This is a genomic window from Actinomadura roseirufa, from assembly GCF_900659635.1.
GTDB lineage: Bacteria > Actinomycetota > Actinomycetes > Streptosporangiales > Streptosporangiaceae > Spirillospora > Spirillospora roseirufa.
The window spans coordinates 1-2,562 of sequence record NZ_CAACVB010000510.1 but is presented as its reverse complement, the minus strand read 5'-3'; the positions used below and the strand labels follow the sequence as shown (position 1 = coordinate 2,562).

The following is a 2,562-nucleotide window of genomic DNA, read 5'->3' as shown; positions in this document are numbered from 1 at the left end:
CCGCGCCGCCTGCTCGCGCTGCACCGCCACCGGGGTGGTCAGGAGCGTCGGGGGCGCGATCCACACTCCGAACCGGCTCGGCCGCCGCCCGGTCGGCCCGCGCGGCCAGTCCGGGCCCGTCCTCGGCACGCCGCGCCGGGACGCGCCCGCCCGCCTCCTCGGCCTTCTCGTCCACGACCACGCCCCTCACCCGGTCCGTCTTCTCAATTCACCATAACTTCCGTTCGGCGGACCGCTCTCCTCCGCGAGGACGGCTCGTCCGCCGCGAGATCCCCCGGGAGGAGGCCCCCGGACTACCGCGTGGGGGGACCCTGCGCTAAGACGCCCACGGGGGGACCCAGGCGGACTCCGGGCGGCACGGGTACTCGGCCGTCAGGTGCTCGCGCAGCTCGTCCAGGCCGGGGTTCGGCGCCGGATCGTGCCAGACCAGCGACCACGGGTACAGCGGCACCGGCTCGGCCAGCCGGACCCGGCGCAGCTCGTAGTGGGCGGGCCAGGCGACCCGGGTGCCGGCGCCGACGAGCGTGGCCACCGTCCCCGAGTCGCTGATCACGTCGAGGAGGTGCTCGAGGCCGAAGTTCGGGCCGGTGGAGTCGATGTCGAGCCCGAACGTCGCGGCCAGCGACTCGTAGAACGCCGCCCACTCCGTGCCCGCCACGATGCCGGGCACCCACAGCCGGTGCGGCCGCAGGTCGGCCATGCGCACCGTCCTGGACGCCGCGAGCGGATGCCGCGGGCCCGCCAGGACCTCGATGGGCTCGTCGTGGACGCGGACGTGCCGGAGCGCCGCGGGGAGCGCGTCCGGGTTCCGCAGGCAGGTGAACGCGGCGTCGATCGTCCCCTCGCGCAGCGCCGCGAGCGCCCCGCGCGAGCCGCCGAGCGCCACCACGTCCAGCTCGACCCCCGGCCGGGCCTCGTGGAACCGGCGGAGCAGCTCGGCGGCGGCGAGCCGGCGGCCGAGGACGTCCACCCGCAGGCGCCGCGTCCCGGGACGGACGGACTGGACCGCCCGGTCGGCGGCGGCCAGCAGCGCGCGGGCGTGCGGGAGGAAGGCCCGCCCGTCCACGGTCAGCTCGGTCCGCCGCGGGCCGCGGTCGAACAGCGCGACGCCCAGGAACCTCTCCAGGGCCGCCACCCTCTTCGACACCGCCTGCTGGGATATCCCCAGGGTCAGCGCCGCGTACTGGAACTGCTCTTCCTCGGCGACGCGGACGAACGCGCGCACGGCCTCCGTGTTCACGGCGGCACCTTACTCCGGGAACAACGTCCGGTTGTCCAAGGCGGCCGACCCGTTGTTTGGCGGCCCCGATCGCCGTGCTGTTGGGTAGCGGCCGGAACGAGCCCCGTCGTTCCCCGGTCGAGGTGAGGGCGTGCTTCTTGGGGTCTGCGAAACGTCTCGGGCCGGACTTCACCCGGCTCTGGGCCGCCAACACCGCCAGCGCTCTCGGCAGCGCCGTGGCCACCGACGCCTTCGTCATGATCACGGTGCTCGTGCTGGGCGGCGGCGAGCTGCGGGTGTCGCTGCTGGCCGCGCTCGGCGGGACGGCCGGGGCCCTCCTCGCGCTCCCGCTCGGCCCCTGGATCGAGTTCCGCGCCAAGCGCCCCGTGATGATCGGCGCGGACCTGGTCCGGTTCGCGGTGCTGGCGACCGTGCCGATCGCCTACGCCGCCGGGGCGCTGACCTTCCCCCATCTGATGCTGGTCTCGGTGGTCGTGGCCACCGGCCAGATCGTCTTCACCGGCGCCTCGGGCCCCTACCTGAAGTCGCTCGTCCCCCCGGGGCGCTGGACGGAGGCGAACGGGCGGTTCGAGAGCGCCCGCTGGGTCTGCCTGGCCGTCGGCCCGCCTCTCGGCGGGTTCCTGGTCTCGCTGCTCGGACCGGCCGTGACCGTCCTGGCGGACGCGGGCAGCTATCTGCTGTCGGCGCTGGGCCTGCGCTCGATCGCCGCGCCCGAGCCGGAGCCGCCCGCCCGGCGGCCGGACCACGGCCGCCGCCGCGAGATCGTCGAGGGCTGGCGGCACATCCTCGCGGACGGGACGCTGCGGCTGCTGTTCGTCAACGCCGTGATGGTGTCCGCGCTCATCAGCGCCACGGCGCCGGTCCTGGCCGTGATGATGCTGCGGGACCTGCACTTCACCACCCTCCAGTACGGCCTTTCGCTCGGGTTGCCGTGCATCGCGGGCGTCGCCGGGGCGCGGCTCGGACGCCGCTTCCCCCGGCGCGGGCGCCGGGCGGTGCTGCTCGGCGCGGGTGTCCTGCGGGTGCTCTGGCTGCCGCTGCTGCCGCTGGTGGGCGGGGGCTGGGGCGGCCTGGCCGCGATCGCCCTGATCCACACCTGCACGGTCTTCTTCATGAGCGTCTTCCTCCCCGTGTTCGCCACCGTCCGGCTGGAGCGGGCCGGCGCGGAGCGGACGGCGCGCGTGCTCACGGCCTGGTCGATCACCGACACCGCCGTCCGCGCCGGGTGCATCGTCACCTGGGGGCTGCTCGCGACGCTCACGTCCCCGAGGTTCGCCCTCGCCGCCGGCGCGGCCCTCGCCGTCGCCGCCGGCCTGTGCCTG

3 protein-coding genes are annotated in these 2,562 nt (G+C 75.5%); 2 read left to right on the top strand and 1 reads right to left on the bottom strand.

What is annotated here, in order from left to right; translation table 11 throughout:
• Positions 1-217, top strand: a 217-nt coding sequence (locus E1291_RS43610) for a hypothetical protein (protein ID WP_207401247.1), incomplete at its 5' end; no start/stop codon positions are given.
• Between the two features lie 99 nt (positions 218-316).
• Here the strand turns inward: E1291_RS43610 and E1291_RS40920 are convergent.
• Entirely contained in the window at positions 317-1,240 is a 924-nt protein-coding gene (locus tag E1291_RS40920; protein WP_131743402.1) for a LysR family transcriptional regulator, read from the bottom strand.
• A gap of 137 nt (positions 1,241-1,377) precedes the next feature.
• On the opposite strand from E1291_RS40920, the gene E1291_RS40915 reads away from it, so the two are divergent.
• On the top strand, positions 1,378-2,562 hold a 1,185-nt coding region (locus E1291_RS40915), incomplete at its 3' end, for an MFS transporter (RefSeq protein ID WP_131743401.1).